The sequence below is a fragment of the Paeniglutamicibacter gangotriensis Lz1y genome, from assembly GCF_000348945.1.
Classification (GTDB): Bacteria; Actinomycetota; Actinomycetes; order Actinomycetales; family Micrococcaceae; genus Paeniglutamicibacter; species Paeniglutamicibacter gangotriensis.
The window spans coordinates 36,993-54,373 of sequence record NZ_AOCK01000012.1; the positions used below are offsets into that span (position 1 = coordinate 36,993).

Below are 17,381 nucleotides of genomic sequence, written 5' to 3' on the forward strand. Positions count from 1 at the left end.
TCGCTAAAGGGCCTGCGGACTGACTGCCTCTGTGTGCTCTGGTCGCAGGCCGCTTTGGCTGCGTAGACTCCAAGCCATGGGGACTACAGGGGACGGTGTGCTTCCGCGCAGGGTCATTGGTACCTATGCGCTGGGATCCATGGGCACCGGTGGGTTCGCCACGCTTCCGGGCCTCGTGCTGATCTACTACCTGACCGATACCTTGGGTATCGCGGCGCTCTGGGCCGGCCTGCTGCTGGCCTTAGCGAAGATCTGGGACGTGCTCATCGACCCGGTCATCGGTATTCGCAGCGACAGGGACCTTGCCGTGACGGGATCGCGGAAGCGCTTCATGGTGGCAGGCAGCCTCCTGCTCCCGCTCTTTTTCATCCTGACCTTCGCCGTTCCGCTCCAGCTGGGACAGGTAGCCGGGGGTCTGTGGGTGCTCGTTGCCTTTACCGCCACCGCCACGGCTTTCAGCCTCTTCCAGGTTCCTTATATGGCGTTGCCTGCCGAACTCACCACCAGCTACGACCAGCGCACCAGGTTGCTCTCGATCCGCGTGCTCGTCCTCTCCGTGGCCATCTTGCTCTTCGGTGCGGGAGGACCTGCGCTGCGCTCCCTGGGTGGGGAGAACCAGTGGCTCGGCTACTTTCTCATGGCGGTGGTTGCCGGGTTACTCATCGGCGCAAGCATGCTGGCCAGCGCGCGAGTCGCACCACGAGGTGTCAGGCGCACTATGCCGCAGGCAGGGCTGCGGCAAGGCTACAAACAAGGGCTTGACGTGCTGCGGCGCAGCCACCCGTTCCGAGTACTATTGCTGGCCTTCGCCCTGCAGGGGCTGGCCACCGGTGCCATGTTGGCAGGCGCCCAATATGTTGCGACCTGGGTGTTGCACGACGAGGCCGCAGTGACGTTCTTGTTCATCGCGCTGATCGGACCGGCACTACTCTTTGCACCGGTCTGGAGGGCCGTGGCCCAACGCGTGGGCAAGGAACGCGGTTTTGTCTACTCCAGTGTGCTCTTCGGCATTGCGGCACTGGGCCTGACGGGGATGCTCATCAACCCGGGCCCCTGGGTATATCTGCCGGTGGCCCTGGCCGGGGCAGGGTATGCGGGGATGCAGGCCTTACCGATGTCGATGCTTCCCGACGTCATCACCCACGACGGGCTCACTCATGGGCCAGGGAACGCCGGGATCTTCGGCGGGGTATGGACTGCCGGGGAGACCACCGGGATGGCCGCCGGCGCTGCCATTCTGACCGTGGTGCTGGCGGCAAGCGGGTATGCCGAATCTGTGGCGGGTGCCGCCGTCACCCAGCAGCCAAGCGCGATCACCGGCATCATCCTGGCCTTCAGCGTGCTCCCTGCCGTGGTCATCGCGGCCAGCCTATGGGTCTTCAAAAGATACCCACTGCGCGAATCGAACTTCAACCAACCGCACGAAGCCTCCACAGGCCACGAGGAATGAGCGGGCATGGACCACGACGCACAACACATCCTGGAGACGCTCAAGGCCCTGCGGGCGCAGGACGCGCCCACACACGGCGGACACGTGATGTCCTACGTCTACGACTCCGGACGCACGGACCTCGATTCCCTGGCCGCACGTGCGATGGAGCTGGTGCAACCGGTCAACGGGCTGGATCCCACTATGTTCGGCTCGGTCGCCCACATGGAACGCGAACTGCTCACCTTCGCCCGCGAGCTGCTCGGCGGAGACCACACCGTCACGGGAACTGCGACCAGCGGGGGCACGGAAAGCTGTCTGTTGGCCGTCAAGACAGCCCGGGCCAACCACCGGGGTGCAGGTCCGGCGCGGATCCTGGCCCCGACCAGCATCCACGCCGCCTTCCACAAGGCCGCCGACTACTTCGGCTTGGCCCTTGACCTGGTCCCGGTGGGGCACGACGGAGAACTTGATCCCGAGCGCCTCATCGAGCGGATGGGCCCCGACACCGCACTGGTCGTCCTCTCCGCACCCTCCTACCCGCACGGGGCACTCGACCCGATCCAGCAGGTTGCCGCCGCCGCGTTGGAGCGGGGCATAGACTGCCACGTCGATGCCTGCTTCGGCGGGTGGATCCTTCCGTTCTGGGAGGGATTGCCACCCTGGGACCTGGCGGTCCCCGGAGTCACCAGCCTCTCCGCTGACCTGCACAAGTACGGCTACGCACCCAAGGGCATCTCCGTGCTGCTGACGAAGAACAAGCAGCGGCAACGCGGCCAATTCTTCGCCACCACCAACTGGCCCGGCTATCCCGTGGTGAACCCCACGCTGTTAGGTTCCAAGTCGGCCGCTCCACTGGCCGCAGCCTGGGCGATCACCAAATACTTGGGCACCGAGGGTTATGCCGCGCTCGCCGAACCCTGCAAGCGTGCCACGTCCGTCTTGATTGAGCAGATCAATGGGATCGAGGGGCTGCGGGTGCTCGGTCGCCCGATCGGACCGTTGCTGGCAGTGGTCAGGGACCCCGAAGTCGACGCTGATTCCGGGGTCGATCCGCACCTTTGGGCCGATGCCTTGGCTGCTGCCGGGTGGCATGTGCAGATGCAGCCCGGTTACAGGCAACCGGATGGAAGCTGGTTGGAAAGAACCACTCACCTGACCATCACCCCGGTCACCGAATCGGTGCTCCCTGAGTTGTGCACGGCGCTGGAACGATGCGCCGATTCGGTGCGCGGAAGTCATACACCGGACTCAGAGCAAGTCCTATCCGCACTGGGCATCGACTTCGCCGGGGTACCGGAGCCAGGTGCCTTGCAGCAGGTGCTCGGCGCCCTGGGTGTATCGGGCGAGCGCGGTGCTTTACCTCGGGAAATGGCGCCGCTGCTGGGCTTGGTTGAGGCGCTGCCCCGGGACATTTCGGCGCAACTGCTGATTGATCTACTCGCGTCGTTGGTGGCCCCAGAACCCGGGTGAAGTCGCTCACGTTGGTCAAGCGTGTGCTCCCATACGTGTGCGGGGAACGCCTAGAAAGGAGCTGGGACAGAATTGACTAGCGCGGAGCAGGCCATATGATGAATCTGCGACTTAGGTGAACACACCCCAAACATTAGGTAAACAATGGGGGTGGAACAGTCTCACCGAACGCGAATCGGCCCTCGCCCGTAACCCCACGATTGGTTTTTACATGGATCTGACGCTTATCGTCGTCCTGGTCATTGCACTTGCCCTGTTCTTTGATTTCACCAATGGCTTCCATGACACCGCCAATGCGATGGCCACGCCCATCGCCACCGGTGCCATCAAGCCGAAGACGGCAGTCGCGCTAGCCGCGGTCCTGAACCTCGTCGGTGCATTCCTCTCAACAGAAGTCGCCAAGACCATTTCCGGCGGCATCATCAAGGAGGGCGGGGACACCGGCGTGCAAATCATGCCGGCGATGATCTTCGCCGGTCTGATGGGTGCCGTGATCTGGAATATGCTCACCTGGCTGCTCGGGTTGCCCTCGAGTTCCTCGCACGCACTCTTCGGTGGACTGATCGGTGCGGCGATCGTCGGAGCCGGGTTCGGCGCCATCGACTACAACGTGTTGATGTCAAAGGTCCTGCTCCCGGCGTTGGTGGCCCCGGTGATAGCCGGCACCTCAGCGTATCTATGCACCAAACTCGCCTACACGGTGACCAAGCGCCAATCCGGTCTGGCCTCCCCGAAGCGCGGCGGATTCCGTTACGGACAGATCTTCTCCTCCTCGCTCGTCGCCCTGGCGCATGGCACCAACGATGCCCAGAAGACCATGGGCGTCATCACCCTGACCCTGGTCGCCTCGGGCCTGCAGGATGTAGGCACCGGACCGCACTTCTGGGTTATTGCCGCCTGTGCCCTGGCCATTGCGCTGGGCACCTACATGGGTGGATGGCGCATCATCCGCACCATGGGATCGGGTCTCACCGACGTCAAACCCGCACAGGGCTTCGCCGCGGAAACCTCCACTGCCGCAGCCATCCTCGCCTCCTCGCACCTGGGCTTCGCCCTGTCGACCACGCAGGTCGCCTCCGGTTCGGTGATCGGATCGGGGCTCGGCCGCAAGGGCGCCGTGGTTCGATGGGGGACTGCCGGCAAGATCGCCGTCGGCTGGCTCTTCACCCTCCCGGCAGCCGGACTCATCGGCGCCGCAGCCGCAGGCCTGGCACACTACGGCAACGGCGGACTGGCGATTGTCAGCATCCTGGGCATCGGCGCCCTGCTGGTCATCTGGGTCCTCTCGCGCCGCGAAATCGTCGGCCACAGCAACGCCATCAGCGACGTTGATGTCTCGGGTGCAGCCGTCAACATCCCGACCAAGAAGCAGCGCCGCAAGTCGGCACGCGCCAAGGCAGAGCAGGAGACCAAAAAATGACTATCGAGTGGGATGCATTCCTGATCGTCGCGGTCGTCACGTGGGTCGCGGCACTGTTCATCGTGGGAGCCTATTCGTTGGGCGTGCGTATGCTCGCCGTCGGTGAGGACGCCAAGAGCTCGGCGCTGCCGTCCAGGCTTGCCGCTTACGGCTGCTTCGCGATGTGCGGGATCGTGGTGCTCTTCGGCATCGTGCTGATTGTGCCGGCGCTCAGCGAAAGAATCCTCGGCAGCTAATAGCCGCAGCGACACTGTGCTTTCGCCCGTCGTTCTCCCTCCCGGATCACGACGGGCGAAAGCTGCTTAACGACGCTGACTGGTTCCTTTCGGGAAGGATAACTTTCGACTCAAACCTGCTTTGGGGCGCAGCTCGTGGATAAGATGGGCTCCATGACGCAATTCAGGTATTTCGTGGCGGCCTCGGCCGACGGCTACATTGCCGACGAAAACGATCGACTCGACTGGCTCATGGACTTTGACGGGTTCGAAGGCCAAGCGGAAAGCTACGCGGAATTCGTGGCGCAGATCGGTGCGGTGGCGATGGGGGCAGACACCTACTCGTGGCTGCTGAACAACATGCCCGAGGTCTGGCCCTACGGGGACCTACCCGTTTGGGTATTCACTCACCGGGAACTCGCTGCGATCCCTGGGGTGGACGTCACTTATGTGCGCGGGGACGTCAACGAGTGGGCCGGGGACGTTGCGCGCAGCGCCAACGGCAAGGATGTCTGGGTGCTCGGCGGCGGGTCGCTGGCCGGGCAATTCGTTGACGAGGGCTTGCTGGATGAGCTCCTGCTCTACACGATGCCGGTGCTACTGGGTGGTGGACGTCCGCTCTTCGCCATGCGTGGCCGGGCCTCACTGACCCCGACGTATTCGCGTGACTACGTCAAGGGCGTGCGTGAAACCCGCTACACCGTGAACAAAGCGCCGGGCCAGGACCACGAATACTAGGAATTCGAGCCCAGCCGGTTGGCCTCGAGGGAAGCAAGCCACCTGCGTGTTTCCCTCGGCGAGGCGAACCGCCTAACCCGGTCGGAGCCCAGCGTTTGTTCAAAGTCGCGCATCAGCCGTCGCCTGGACGCGAAAGTGCTGAAATGCCAACGGATGATCGAATCCTTGCCCAGCACCCTGGCCCACGTCTCCCGGTTCCCGTTGCAGCTCTCTTGCCCCGTCGAGACACGGCGCACCGTGCGCAACAGCAACCGTCCCAGTGAGACGAACCGCGGGTAGTCCAGACAGAGGATCAGCTCGGCACGCTCGAGAACGTCGTGCCGATAATACCCATACACCGAATCAAAGACCCACGCAGGTTCGTCCGCGATCCGTAGCGCCAGCTCCCGTTGTTCTCCGGCGGGGCGGCTTCTCCAGCCCGGAAGCCAACCGATCTCCTCGTCGACGTAGTGCACGGGAAGTCCCAGGATTCTCCCGAGCTCACCGGCCAGTGTCGACTTCCCGCTACCGGTCACGCCCAGGCACAAGACCTTCCGGATATCTTGCCCCGGCTCCACCTATCCCTCGAGCAACATGTTGGTGATCCTCGAGGTGCATACACGCCGGCCCGACTCATCGCTGATGACGATCTCGTGGGTGGTCAAGGTCCGTCCCAAGTGGATCGGGGTGCAGACCCCGGTCACCAGGCCTGAGACCCCAGCGCGGTGGTGGGTCGCCGAGATGTCCACGCCCACCGGCTTCTTCGCCCCGGCACCGTGCACCGCAGCGGCAAAGGAACCCAAGGTTTCGGCCAGCGCGACCGAGGCCCCGCCGTGCAAGATTCCTGCCACCTGCCCGTTGCCTTCCACCGGCATGGTCGCCACCACGCGGTCGCGGGTGATCTCCAGGAACTTGATGCCCAATTTCTCCACCAGGGTCCCGACTCCGTGCGCGGCCAGCATCGGCCACATCGTCTCGGGTACCCCGTGCGCCGCCAGCTGGGAAGCATAGGGGTTGGCTTTCATTGCCCCATTGGAGGCAAAGGTGCCAGAGGTCTCGACGGTCGGTGTGTTGTCTACAGTGAAATTATTGCCCATGCCAACTAGGCTGGCACCTGTGAGCGAATCAACCAAACTTGTGGCAACCGATCCCCAGCGTCTACTCGTCATTGACGGGCATTCCATGGCCTTCCGCGCCTTCTATGCATTGCCGGCGGAAAACTTTGCAACCGATACCGGGCAGCACACCAACGCCGTGCACGGATTCGTGTCGATGTTGTTGACCATGATCCGGCAGCAGAAGCCCACCCACGTGGCGGTGGCCTTTGACTTGGACACCCCCACCTTCCGCTCACTGGAGTACACCGAATACAAGGCCGGGCGCAACAAGACGCCCGAGGAATTTCACGGCCAGATCGACTTGATCCGCAAGGTCATGGAAGCCATGAACATCCCCTCCATCTCCATGGACGGGTTCGAGGCCGACGACATCCTGGCCACCCTGGCAGCCAAGGGCGAAGCCGCGGGCTTCGAGGTGCTGGTGGTTTCCGGGGACCGCGACGCCTTCCAGATGATCACCGAAAAGACCCTGGTGCTTTACCCCAAGAAGGGCATCTCCGACATCCCGCCGATGGACGGCGATGCCGTGGAGGCCAAGTACTTCGTGCGCCCCGAGCAGTACTCGGACCTTGCCGCACTGGTCGGCGAGACCGCCGATAATCTCCCGGGAGTCCCCGGCGTCGGCCCGAAGACCGCCGCGAAGTGGATCAACCTCTACGGGGGCCTGCCCGGGATCCTGGAGAACATCGACAACATCAAGGGCAAGGTCGGCGAATCGCTGCGCGAACACGTGGATAACGTGACACGCAACCGCCGCCTGAACCACCTGCTGACCGATCTGGAACTTCCCGTCGGATTCGAGGCCATGGTGCTGGACCGGCCAGACCGCGAAGCAGTCGAAGAACTCTTTGACGCCTTGCAGTTCAACACGCTGCGCAAACGCCTCTTCGACCTCTTCGGGGACGACCCCGTGGAAGCCGCCGAGGAAGAACCGATCCCCGCCCACGAACTGCTCCAGGACGCAGCCGGCCTGGAAACCTGGATCGGTGCGCACGGTGCCCAATTGTTGGGCCTGCACGCGGCCACCGTCACCTCGGCCGGCGCCACCGACGTGGTGGGCCTGGCCTTCGCCTCGAACGATGCCACCGCGTTCATCTCGCTTGAAGAAATCGACGAGGAGACCGAAAAGGCACTGGCACAGGTGCTGTCCTCGGAGAGCCACACCAAGACCGTGCACGACTTCAAGCGCACCTACAAGCTGCTGAAGAACCGTGGGTTTGAGCTGGCGGGGGTCCACGACGACACCATGATCTCCGCATACCTGATCCAGCCGGATCGCCGCAGCCACGAACTGCCGGACATCGCCCAGCAACACCTGCGGATCTCCCTGGATGAAACCAAGGCCGCGGCCAATGGCCAGCTGGCCCTGGATTTGGAAGGCCCCGACCTGGCCACCCCGGCGGTCCGCGCAGCCCACGTGGTCCGCGCCCTGAGCCTGCACCTGGCCCCGATGCTGCTCGAACGCGGCGGCACCGACCTGCTCAAGAACCTGGAGATGCCGCTGTCGCTGATCCTGGCGCACATGGAAATGTCGGGCATCGCCATCGACACCGCACGCCTCGACGAGCTCTACGACGACTTCACCACCACCATCAACCGCGCCACCGAAGAGGCCTTCGCGGCCATCGACGGGCAGGAAGTGAACCTCTCCAGCCCCAAGCAGCTGCAGGTGGTGCTGTTCGAAACCCTTGACCTGCCCAAGACCAAGAAGATCAAAACCGGTTTCACCACCGACGCCGAGTCGCTGGCGGACCTCCTGGTCAAGACCGGGCACCCGTTCCTGGTCGCGCTGATGGCCTACCGCGACGCGACCAAGCTGCGCCAGACCGTCGAGGGCCTGCGCAAGGCCGTCGCCTCCGACGGGCGCATCCACACCACCTACGCGCAAACCGTCGCGGCCACCGGCCGGCTTTCGAGCCTGAACCCGAACCTGCAGAACATCCCGGTCCGCTCCGAGGAAGGCCGACGCATCCGCGAAGTCTTCGTCGTGGGCGACGGCTTTCAAACCCTGCTGACCGCCGACTACTCGCAGATCGAAATGCGCATCATGGCGCACCTCTCCGGCGACGAGGGACTGATCCAGGCATACGAAGAGGGCGAGGACCTGCACCGCTTTGTCGGCTCGCACGTCTTCGGCGTCGAACCGGCCGAGGTCACCAACGAGATGCGTTCCAAGGTCAAGGCCATGAGCTACGGCCTGGCCTACGGGCTGAGCTCCTTCGGGCTCTCCAAGCAGCTGAAGATCTCCGTCGACGAGGCCCGCACGCTGATGAAGGACTACTTCGCCCGCTTCGGCGCGGTGCGCGACTACTTGCGCGCCGTCGTGGACCAGGCCCGCAAGGACGGCTACACCGAGACCATCTTCGGCCGCCGCCGCTACCTGCCCGAGCTGGCCAGCGACAACCGCCAACTGCGCGACATCGCCGAACGTGCGGCGCTGAATGCCCCCATCCAAGGATCGGCCGCCGACATCATCAAGCGCGCCATGCTCGGGGTGGAGAAGGGCTTGGCCGACGCCGGGCTGAAGTCCCGCATGCTGCTGCAGGTCCATGACGAACTCGTCCTAGAAGTTGCCACCGGGGAACTGGAAACGGTGGAGCAGATCGTGCGCGAGAAAATGGGTGCGGCGGCCGAGCTGTCGGTCCCGTTGGACGTGCACGTGGGCGCCGGTACCTCCTGGCAGGACGCGGCGCACTAATGCCGGTGCAGCAGCTGCGCTTTGCCGAGGTTCCCCTGGAGCGCAACCCCGCCACCGGGGCGCCTTCGGCTGCCTATGCCGCCTGGGTCGACACCGCGTGGGAAGGCTTCCACGAGAAACCTGCCACCGCGGAACAGCTCGAGCAGCTGTTGCAAGCCGAGGTATGCGACGGGCGGGTGCTGACCGGAGTCTTCGACGATTCGCGGCCCACGGACCTCGTGGACGCGCTCACGCCCGTGGCCACCTACGCCAGCTTCACCCGGACGATGAACCTCGGCGCGAAGCTGCTGCCGGCGCACCTGATCACCATGGTCACGGTGCGCCCCACGCACCGGCGCCGTGGGATCCTGCGCAAACTGCTGAGCACCGATCTCTCCGAAGCGAAGGATGCAGGCTTCGCTCTGGCGGTGCTGACCGCCACCGAGGCGACCATCTACGGGCGTTTTGGCTTCGGCCGGGCCACCGAGCAGCAGGTGCTGGAGCTCGATGTGCGTGGGGCAGTGGACTTCCACGCCGCCGCGACGGGCTCGGTCGTGCAGCTGGTGCCGGCCAAACTGGCCGACATTGCCCCGGAACTCTTTGCCCGCTTCCACGAATCCCAGCGCGGCTCCATCGGCCGGCAGGAATCCTATACACGCATGGCCACCGGGGCGTGGGGCGATGAGCAGCCGGAACCGGATCCGAAGTTGCGCGCCGCGGTGTACCTGGATGCCCACGGCGTGATCCAGGGCTACGTGACCCATGCGTTCGCCGGCTGGGAGAGCACCCCGCCCACCCTCAAGGTCCGCGACCTGGTGGCAGCCACCGCCCAGGCGCGCCGGGAACTGCTCCGCTTCCTGGCCAACCTGGACCTGGTTGAACGAGTCACGGTGCCCATGGTCGCGGCCAACGATCCGCTCACCTGGGCCTTGGTAGACCCGTCACGGATCTCCTACACCCAGCGCCAACACGGACTCTGGGTGCGGGTCCTCGATGTTGTAGCGGCCTTCGAGGCCAGGGAATACCGTGGCAGCGGAACCTTCACCCTGCAGGTTCAGGACCCGCTGTCGCTGGTCGCCGGGACCTACCGATTCACCCTCACCGAGGGCACCGCCTCCATCGGTCTGCTGGAGAATCCGGAACCTGCCGATGCCAGCTGCGAGGTCACGGCGCTGGGGCCGCTGTTGCTGGGTGCCTGCACCGTGAGGGACTTGGTCGTGGCCGGATTGCTGAAACCGGCCAGCCCGGCAGCGTCCGCCACCCTGGGTTCCTTGCTGGATCTTCCGGGTCTGCCGCACGCCATCAACGGCTTCTAGGCCTAGACTTTCACCAGCTGCTTTTTGCCTTCCGCCCTATCGCCGTCAAGAAAGTGCACCCGCTGCTCATGAGTGAAGACACCACGATTCGCATTGAACGGTTTGAACCAGAACTCATCGACGGTGTCCCCAACGACCGCACCGTCGCATTCCTGAAGGCCATCAGTCGCGGTTTCCATGAGGGCTCACTGGATGCGGGGGACGTGGCCACGCTGGCACGCTTGGACCTGGAGGACAACAGCACCTATACGGCCGTCCATGACGAATCCTCCGTGCAGCCCTCGCTGCACACCGAATCCCCGGTGGCCACCTATGCGGCGTTCGGCGGGACGTTGAACATCGGGGGAGGGAATCTGATGCCCGTCCACCAGATCACCTCGGTCACCGTCAGCCCCACGCACCGCCGCCGCGGGCTGCTGCGCCGGATGATCACCGAAGACCTGACCGGTGCCCGCGAGACAGGGATGGTGTTCGCCGCGCTGACCGCCTCGGAAGCCACCATTTACGGACGCTTCGGCTTCGGTAAGGCCACCGGACGTGTCCGCTTTACCCTCGACACCCGGCACGGGGCACCGATGCGCGGCGCCAGCGGAGGCACGGTCCTGGCCGTCGCCCCGGCAGAGTTGATGAAATACGCCCCGGCGATCTTCGCCGCCGCCCATGCCCGCACCCCCGGATCCGTCAGCGCCACGGGGTTCGATGTGGGGCAGGCAGCGGGTCGGTGGGAAGACTACGACTCGCTCAAGCCGGTGGAGAACCTGCGTTCGGCCCTGCACCTGGATGCCGAGGGCAAACCCGACGGGTTCGTGAGCTACCTGTTCGCCGGGGGGAAGGGCTCTGCCCCCACCCTGAACATCGGGCAGATGTGCACCGTGGACGGGGCGGCCCGCCGCGAGCTAATCGCCTACCTGGCCGACCACGACCTCATCGAAGTGGTCACCGGCCGCGGACCGCTGGACGACGTGCTGCCCAGTGCGCTGGAAAACGCCCGTGCCTACAAGGTCACCGGCGCCGGGGATCACCTGTGGCTGCGCATCCTGGATGTGCGCACCGCTCTGGCCGCCCGCAGCTACCGCGGGGAGGGGATCGTGCGCCTGCGGGTGCTTGATGCCCTGGGACTGGCCGACGGGCATTGGGAGCTGGAGGTCCACGACGGTACGGCGCAGGTGCGCCGGGCCCCGGAAGACAGCGAACCCGATGCCACACTCGATGTCCGCGACCTCGGATCCCTCTACTTGGGCGGCTTCAGCGCGGAGCATCTGGCCCAGGCCGGCGTGTTGCAGGCCCATACGCCCAGGGCCGTCGCCACCCTTGACGCCCTGTTCGCCACCGACTTCGTCCCTTACTGCCAAGCGGATTTCTAGGACCATGCCCCAGCACACTGAACGATTCCCCCTGGCCGCACGCCGCACCGTCTTAGGTGCCCTGCTCGGGACCGGGGCGGCACTGCTGAGCTCCTGTGTCGCTGACCCTGCCTCGCCGCGGGTTCCTCCGAGCACAGCAGCTGCGAGCGCGTCCACGGCCACACCCTCGAATACTCCGGCACCGAGCCCGAGCGCCGCTGTGGTCCCGACACGTGCACAGCTGCTCGCCGAGATGGCAGGGAGGCCCGCAGGATCCTTCGGGCTCGAGGTCAAGGGCGTGTCACTGCGTCTTCCTGCCTCGGCGCACGGAGCGGCCCTGACCTTCGACGCCTGTGGAGGCCCGAACGGCGAAGGCTACGACGCGGTGCTGATCGAGGCGCTGCGCACGCACCGGGCCCCGGCCACGCTGTTCATCAACCGCCGCTGGGCCCAGGTAAACACCGCCTTGGTGCGGGAGCTGGCCGCGGATCCGCTCTTCGAAATCGCTAACCACGGCACCACCCACGCACCGTTGGCTAGCCGCGGGCAGGTGGCCTACGGTATCCCCGGCACCGCAGACTTGGGTGCCGCCTACGACGAGGTCATGGGAAACCAGCATTATCTGGCCGATACCTTTGGGATCCAGGCCCGGTTCTTCCGTTCGGGCACCGCTCACCTAGACGAACTTGGGGCCGCAATGTGCAGACAGGTGGGGCTGGTGCCGATGAACTTCAGTGTCAACCTGGATGCCGGTGCCACATTCGGCGCCTCCACCGTCTCGGCACAGACCGCCAGGCTGGGGGTCCGGGATGTGGGGATTGGGCACTTCAACCGTCCGGCCGCCGGGACTGCTGCCGGGGTGGCCGCGGCGCTGCCCGGGCTCTTGGAGGCCCTTGAGGCCAATGACCAGCGCCTGTACACGCTCTCTGAGGCCTTCGGGTTGGATTCGAAGTCCATCCCGTCGGCTTGACAAGAAGCAGGTTTGTCGTTTTGACCCGGCGGGGTGCGGGGGATTAGACTAGGTGAGCGTGTTCCGGCTATAGCCGTGCCCGCACCCAAGCTAAATTCGGAAAATGCCGGGGCTTCCGGCTGCCCGACTCAATCAGACTATCCACATCGGAGTCCCTACTACATGACCATCACCTCCAACGAGAAGACCAGCGCTCCTGTCGTTGCAATTAACGACATTGGCTCCGCTGAGGACTTCCTCGCTGCCGTCGACGCCACCATCAAGTACTTCAACGATGGAGACCTCGTCGAGGGCGTCGTCGTTAAGGTCGACCGCGACGAAGTTCTGCTCGACATCGGTTACAAGACCGAAGGTGTCATCCCTTCCCGCGAACTTTCCATCAAGCACGATGTTGACCCGGGCGACGTAGTCGCCGTCGGTGACAACGTCGAGGCTCTGGTCCTCACCAAGGAGGACAAGGAAGGTCGTTTGATCCTGTCCAAGAAGCGTGCTCAGTACGAGCGTGCCTGGGGCGACATCGAAAAGATCAAGGAAGAAGACGGAGTCGTTACCGGCACCGTCATCGAGGTGGTCAAGGGCGGCCTCATCCTGGATATCGGCCTGCGCGGCTTCTTGCCCGCATCGCTTGTCGAAATGCGCCGTGTGCGCGATCTGGCTCCGTACATCGGCCAGGAAATCGAAGCCAAGATCATCGAGCTGGACAAGAACCGCAACAACGTGGTGCTTTCCCGCCGTGCATGGCTCGAGCAGACTCAGTCCGAGGTTCGTTCCACGTTCCTCAACAAGCTGGAAAAGGGCCAGGTTCGTCCGGGCGTCGTTTCCTCCATCGTCAACTTCGGTGCATTCGTGGACCTTGGCGGCGTAGACGGCCTCGTCCACGTTTCCGAGCTGTCCTGGAAGCACATCGACCACCCGTCCGAGGTTGTCGAGGTTGGCCAGGAAGTCACCGTCGAGGTTCTCGAAGTGGATCTGGACCGCGAGCGTGTTTCGCTTTCGCTCAAGGCCACCCAGGAAGATCCGTGGCAGACCTTCGCCCGCACCCACGCCCTCGGGCAGGTTGTGCCGGGTAAGGTCACCAAGCTGGTTCCGTTCGGTGCATTCGTGCGCGTCGAAGACGGAATCGAAGGCCTCGTGCACATCTCCGAGCTGGCCGTGCGCCACGTGGAGCTGGCCGAGCAGGTTGTCTCCGTGGGAGACGAGCTGTTCGTCAAGGTCATCGACATCGACCTCGAGCGTCGCCGCATCTCGCTGTCCCTCAAGCAGGCCAACGAGGGCGTCGATCCGGAAGGCGCCGAATTCGATCCGGCACTCTACGGCATGACCGCAGAGTACGACGAAGAAGGCAACTACAAGTACCCGGAGGGCTTCGATCCGGAGACCAACGAGTGGCTCGAAGGCTTCGAGTCCCAGCGCGCAGTGTGGGAGCAGCAGTACGCTGACGCCCAGACTCGCTGGGAAGCTCACAAGAAGCAGGTTGCTCAGCACTACGCCGATGACGTGGCAGCAGAGTCGGCTCCGGCCGAGTCCGCTTCTTCGTCCTACTCCTCGGATGCTCCGGTAAACGAGGCAGGCACCCTGGCTTCCGACGAGGCTCTCGCAGCACTGCGCGAGAAGCTTGCCGGCTCCTAGTCAGCACACTTTTGATGGATCTCTGATCCACCCGAAGTAACCCTAAGAAGGGCCCCCGTTCCAGCAATGGAACGGGGGCCCTTCTTACGTGGGGCGATCAACCGGTGTTTTGGCTCGACTCCAGTCGTGAACGCGGCTTACGGCGCTCGGCGCGGCTGCTCTGGGGTCAGCGGCTACTGGATACCGGAGTCCGGGGGAGCGATCCCGAAGCGGCGCTCGGCCACCACGGATTCCACGCCCAGCACCCCGGCCATGCGGGCGCGTCCGGAATCATCGCCGTGCCCCACCACCTGGCCGAGGGTTCCGAGCACCTTATCGATGGTTAGGCCTGCTGCCTCCAGGCCCTCGGTGACCTCCTGAACGCGGCCCAGATAGTGTTCCTGGAGAGTGACGATGAAGGTGACGCTCTGCGCTGGGGTCGTGCCCCGGGTCTCATCCATGGCCGTAGTAGCTTTCCGGTGATTCATCATCCGGCATGGGTTCCTCGGGCCCCGGAGCCGGTGGTGGTGTCTCGGGGCGCGCCTCGGCCGGCGGTGGGGACTGGGCCAGACCCGCAGCAACATCGACCGAGGGCCGCTCGAGGCGTTGGGCCTCCTGGGCAAGTTCGGCCCAGAGCTCCCGGCCACGCAATCCCGTGGCCTCGGATAATAGGGCCGCGACCCCTGCGACGTGCGGGGTGGCCATCGAGGTGCCGCTGATGGTGTTGTAGCGCTGAGGCATCGGCCAGGAGGAATAGACCGCCACGCCGGGTCCGGCGATATCGACCTGCCCGCCGCGTCCCGGCAGGGTGCGTGCAGAGAAGTCGGCGACAGCCAGGCTCGAATCCAGGGCTCCGACCGAGAAGATGTACGGGCTGTTGGCCGGAGCCCCGACAAAGCCGGGGTCCCCGGCCGAACGCCGCGCATTGTTTCCCGCCGCTGCGATGATCAGCGTGCCGCGCTCCAGCGCCCGACGGCCGGCCGCGACATAGGGCGGGTGGACCTCGCGCACGTCGGCTCCGAGCGACATCGAGATGATGTGGCAGTCGTTTTGCAGGGCCCAATCGATCCCGGCCAGGATGCCGGTGTCGGAACCCGACCCCGCGTTGCTCAGGACCTTTCCGGCAAAGATGGAGGCGCCCGGGGCGACCCCGTAGCCGCGGGAACCCTCGAGAGCGCGCGGACCGCACGAGGTGCCGATGCAGTGCGTGCCGTGGCCGTGCCCGTCGTGCGAATCCTCGCCGTCGATGAAGGAGGCGGTGGTGACATCGCGCCCGATGAAATCCGGGTGTGTGGCGTCGAAGCCGGTGTCCAGTACCGCGACCCTGATCCCTGCCCCGGTGTACCCGGATTCAGCCGCGAGCACCGCCTGCACGCCCCAGGTCAGCTCCCCGGTGTCGGCGAAGGCCGGTGTGACTGCGGGCTTGTCCGCGTCGGGTGTGCCGCGGGTGAAGTCGTGCATGGCCGGCAGGATCCGGTAGATCATCTCCGGGACGATGTGCATGGGCATGCCCTCGGCGTTGCAGCGGGCACGTAATTCGCCCAGCTGCGGGGAATCCCCGTCCACGACCGCCACGCCGAGCCGGGGGAAGTAGTTTTCCAGCCCAAAGCCTTGTTCCTCTAGCACGTCCGGAACAGTATCTTGCAGGGCCCTGGTGCCGAGCCGGCCGGGTTCGGCGGGTCCGGTGGAGTCGAAGACCACCACGAAGCGGCCGGGGACAGGTGTTGCCTCGGTTATCGAGAACGGCTGGGTTGGATCGAACATCGCTGGCTCCTGAGTCGGGACGTTGCCGTGGCGGAAAACCGGGCTCCCTGGGGCAACGATGGCTGGCTGTCGAGTATCTTGCATGCTACCCCCACGGTGCCGGGCGGGGTAAGGGGCAAGGCTTTTCTGCCCGCAGGCAGATCTCTGGTCTCCTGGAAGTAGGACACTCTAAGCTCGATCCTCAGGCGGATGAGCACACCGGACAAACGAATGAGCTGGTGGAGCCAGATGAAGCAGGCACTGGGCGCAGGTGCCCACGTGGACATTGCGCAGTGGGTGGCAGTCACCCGAGAGGACGGAGAAACCGTCGGTTGGATCCAGCCGCTGGATTCGGGATTCGACACGGTGCAGGCACGTTCGGTGCTGGGTCACGCGCTCGGCGGCCCCGTCGACTACATGGCGGCCGAAGAGGCCCTGCTGGAGCGCGGCATCGGCGAGCTGGCAGGACCCTGGCAGCTGGATCGGGGCACAGCGGCCGTGCACGGAGACCTCTCGATCGGGGAGGTCTCCGCACACGGGATCGTGCTGGCCGATGCCATGTTGGTCAAGGCTTTGGTGCCCTGCCCGCGTTTCACCGTTCCCTGGCCCTACATAGGCCGGTGACTGGAACCGGTCTCGCGCCTCTAGTCGTGTACCGACACCGGCTGGAAAACGACCTCGTGGGTGTGCTTGAGCAAGAAGTCCTGGTTGGGGTAGTCAAGGGTGGCGAAATACGCGTTGGTGTGCGCGATGATCTGATCCCCGGTCAGGGTTTGCCCTTCGAAGGTCTCGGCGCCGGTGGTGTGGGCGTCGCGCACCACCGTGACGTCGTAGCCCATCGATGCGGCACGTCCGGCGGCGGTGCGCAACGCGTAGTCCGATTGCGCGCCACAGACCACCAGATGCCCCACGTCCTCGGCGATCAGCGAGGCGTGCAGGCCGGTGCCGGTGAAGGCATCCCGGTATGACTTGAAGATCCGGTGTTCATCGTCCTGTGCTTCGAGCCCCGCGGCAAGCCGCCAGCCGGCCGAATGCCGCTCGAACTCGCGATCGTCCTGCACCCAGTAGATGGGCGTCCCGGTATCCCGGGCCCTGGAGACGAGGTCGGCGATGCGGGTGAGTACCTTCTTGGGATGTACGCAATGATCCAGCACGCCCTGTTGCATATTGACGATGATCAATGCGGTTTTTGAGCCTTCGAGATGTTCGTCCATGTCAGCAGTATGGCACTCTTGCACGGTCGCGGGGTCCGAACGCGCCCGTGGCGGGATGCCGCGTCCTGTTTTGTTGCCGAAGCACACCGCAGGATCCGCCCCCACGGGTGAGCCGCACACCGTTGCTGCGCTCCTGGG

16 protein-coding genes are annotated in these 17,381 nt (G+C 64.9%); 11 read left to right on the top strand and 5 right to left on the bottom strand.

The annotated features are described in order from the left end of the window. The first annotated feature begins 76 nt into the window (after positions 1 to 76). The 5 genes from ADIAG_RS17180 (at position 77) to ADIAG_RS17200 (ending at position 5,275) form a co-directional block, all read left to right on the top strand. Entirely contained in the window at positions 77 to 1,450 is a 1,374-nt protein-coding gene (locus ADIAG_RS17180; protein ID WP_007272699.1) for an MFS transporter, read from the top strand. Positions 1,451 to 1,456: 6 nt separating this feature from the next. Next, positions 1,457 to 2,902: a pyridoxal phosphate-dependent decarboxylase family protein gene (locus ADIAG_RS17185; protein WP_007272700.1), complete on the top strand. Its 1,446-nt coding sequence runs from the start codon at positions 1,457 to 1,459 to the stop codon at positions 2,900 to 2,902. A gap of 211 nt (positions 2,903 to 3,113) precedes the next feature. Further along, on the top strand, positions 3,114 to 4,322 hold the full coding sequence (locus ADIAG_RS17190) for an inorganic phosphate transporter (RefSeq protein WP_043475733.1): 1,209 nt from the start codon (positions 3,114 to 3,116) through the stop codon (positions 4,320 to 4,322). Beyond that, positions 4,319 to 4,558, top strand: a complete 240-nt coding sequence (locus ADIAG_RS17195) for a hypothetical protein (protein ID WP_007272702.1) — start codon at positions 4,319 to 4,321, stop codon at positions 4,556 to 4,558. The genes ADIAG_RS17190 and ADIAG_RS17195 overlap by 4 nt, the downstream gene beginning before the upstream one ends. Before the next feature lie 153 nt (positions 4,559 to 4,711). After that, positions 4,712 to 5,275, top strand: coding sequence for a dihydrofolate reductase family protein (locus tag ADIAG_RS17200; RefSeq protein ID WP_007272703.1), 564 nt, complete (start codon positions 4,712 to 4,714; stop codon positions 5,273 to 5,275). Here the strand turns inward: ADIAG_RS17200 and ADIAG_RS17205 are convergent. Together ADIAG_RS17205 and ADIAG_RS17210 are read right to left on the bottom strand one after the other, a co-directional pair. Then, entirely contained in the window at positions 5,272 to 5,790 is a 519-nt protein-coding gene (locus tag ADIAG_RS17205; RefSeq protein ID WP_235045952.1) for a P-loop NTPase family protein, read from the bottom strand. The two genes, ADIAG_RS17200 and ADIAG_RS17205, sit on opposite strands and share 4 nt — an antisense overlap. Before the next feature lie 42 nt (positions 5,791 to 5,832). Beyond that, positions 5,833 to 6,351 carry a hotdog fold thioesterase gene (locus ADIAG_RS17210; RefSeq protein ID WP_316502380.1) on the bottom strand — a complete coding sequence of 173 codons (519 nt, stop codon included), beginning with the start codon at positions 6,349 to 6,351 and terminating at the stop codon, positions 5,833 to 5,835. 85 nt (positions 6,352 to 6,436) lie between these two features. Here ADIAG_RS17210 and polA point away from each other — a divergent pair, with 85 nt between their 5' ends. The 5 genes from polA to rpsA all read left to right on the top strand — a co-directional run bounded on the left by polA (position 6,437) and on the right by rpsA (position 14,307). Beyond that, the gene (gene polA / locus ADIAG_RS17215) at positions 6,437 to 9,070 is read left to right on the top strand and encodes a DNA polymerase I (protein ID WP_007272706.1); all 2,634 of its coding nucleotides are present in this window, start codon (positions 6,437 to 6,439) and stop codon (positions 9,068 to 9,070) included. Beyond that, positions 9,070 to 10,365, top strand: a complete 1,296-nt coding sequence (locus tag ADIAG_RS17220; protein WP_007272707.1) for a GNAT family N-acetyltransferase — start codon at positions 9,070 to 9,072, stop codon at positions 10,363 to 10,365. Before polA ends, ADIAG_RS17220 begins: the two co-directional genes overlap by 1 nt. Before the next feature lie 68 nt (positions 10,366 to 10,433). Further along, entirely contained in the window at positions 10,434 to 11,729 is a 1,296-nt protein-coding gene (locus tag ADIAG_RS17225) for a GNAT family N-acetyltransferase (protein ID WP_007272708.1), read from the top strand. Positions 11,730 to 11,733: 4 nt separating this feature from the next. Next, the gene (locus tag ADIAG_RS17230) at positions 11,734 to 12,678 is read left to right on the top strand and encodes a polysaccharide deacetylase family protein (protein WP_007272709.1); all 945 of its coding nucleotides are present in this window, start codon (positions 11,734 to 11,736) and stop codon (positions 12,676 to 12,678) included. Positions 12,679 to 12,840: 162 nt separating this feature from the next. Further along, a complete protein-coding gene (gene rpsA / locus ADIAG_RS17235) occupies positions 12,841 to 14,307 on the top strand; it encodes a 30S ribosomal protein S1 (protein WP_007272710.1) in 1,467 nt (488 codons plus the stop codon). Between the two features lie 173 nt (positions 14,308 to 14,480). On the opposite strand, the gene ADIAG_RS17240 is transcribed toward rpsA, so the two are convergent. Beyond that, the gene (locus ADIAG_RS17240; RefSeq protein WP_007272711.1) at positions 14,481 to 14,747 is read right to left on the bottom strand and encodes a hypothetical protein; all 267 of its coding nucleotides are present in this window, start codon (positions 14,745 to 14,747) and stop codon (positions 14,481 to 14,483) included. Then, complete coding sequence (locus ADIAG_RS17245) at positions 14,740 to 16,050, bottom strand: S8 family serine peptidase (RefSeq protein ID WP_007272712.1); 1,311 nt, start codon at positions 16,048 to 16,050, stop codon at positions 14,740 to 14,742. The genes ADIAG_RS17240 and ADIAG_RS17245 overlap by 8 nt, the downstream gene beginning before the upstream one ends. 228 nt (positions 16,051 to 16,278) lie before the next feature. Between ADIAG_RS17245 and ADIAG_RS20515 the strand changes: the two genes are divergently transcribed. Beyond that, positions 16,279 to 16,653, top strand: a complete 375-nt coding sequence (locus ADIAG_RS20515; protein WP_007272713.1) for a hypothetical protein — start codon at positions 16,279 to 16,281, stop codon at positions 16,651 to 16,653. A 20-nt stretch (positions 16,654 to 16,673) separates the two neighbouring features. On the opposite strand, the gene ADIAG_RS17255 is transcribed toward ADIAG_RS20515, so the two are convergent. Beyond that, on the bottom strand, positions 16,674 to 17,243 hold the full coding sequence (locus ADIAG_RS17255) for an isochorismatase family protein (RefSeq protein WP_051059995.1): 570 nt from the start codon (positions 17,241 to 17,243) through the stop codon (positions 16,674 to 16,676). Positions 17,244 to 17,381 lie beyond the last annotated feature (138 nt).